Origin of the sequence: Alienimonas sp. DA493, from assembly GCF_043951915.1 — a bacterium.
GTDB lineage: Bacteria > Planctomycetota > Planctomycetia > Planctomycetales > Planctomycetaceae > Alienimonas.
In genome coordinates this window covers 1-573 of record NZ_JBINJD010000360.1, presented here as the reverse complement: position 1 = coordinate 573, position 573 = coordinate 1, and the positions used below count along the sequence as shown (strand labels likewise).

General features: G+C 75.0%; 1 protein-coding gene and 1 pseudogene. Both read left to right on the top strand.

What is annotated here, in order from left to right; translation table 11 throughout:
• Nucleotides 1–276, top strand: a pseudogene (locus ACG2DA_RS23025) (AAA family ATPase); the annotation flags it as partial.
• Nucleotides 277–361: 85 nt separating this feature from the next.
• A partial coding sequence (locus ACG2DA_RS23020) for a hypothetical protein (RefSeq protein WP_395259056.1) occupies nt 362–573 on the top strand: 212 nt, incomplete at its 3' end.

The following is a 573-nucleotide window of genomic DNA, read 5'->3' as shown; positions in this document are numbered from 1 at the left end:
CCCGCCGACGCCGGTTGGACCGGGGCGGAGATCGAGAGCTGCTGCCGACTGAGTGCTCTGCTGGGCGTTCCGCTCGCCGAGGCCGCGACGCACGTGGTGCCGGTCTCCGTCTCCGGGGCCGAATCGTTGGACCGGCTGCGGCGGTGGGCGTCCGGGCGGTGCCTCGACGCCGAGGCCGGCGGCGTGTTCCGCCCCGGCGGGCACGCCGCCGGCGAACCCGACGCCCCCCGCCGGCGGACCGCCCGGCCGGCGAAGCAGAACTTCTCCCTGAACTGACGCCGGCTCCGACCGGCAGTCCGACTTCACCACGCCCCGGCAGCCCGCCGGGGCGTTTTCATTTCCCCCTCGTGAGCGACACCCCATGACCCTGCTGATCAGCCCGCCGCGACCGGCGCGAATTGCTGACGACGAAGACCTGCCCGACGCCGAGACCGACCACGGCGCCGCCGAAGTCACGATCCTCGACGAGGAGCGGGACCACCGCGGGCAGAACCCCGCCGAACGCCTGCGGGGCGACGCCGCGGCCGTGCGACTGCACGTCTCCTGGCCCGGCCTGCGGCGGACGCTATCGGC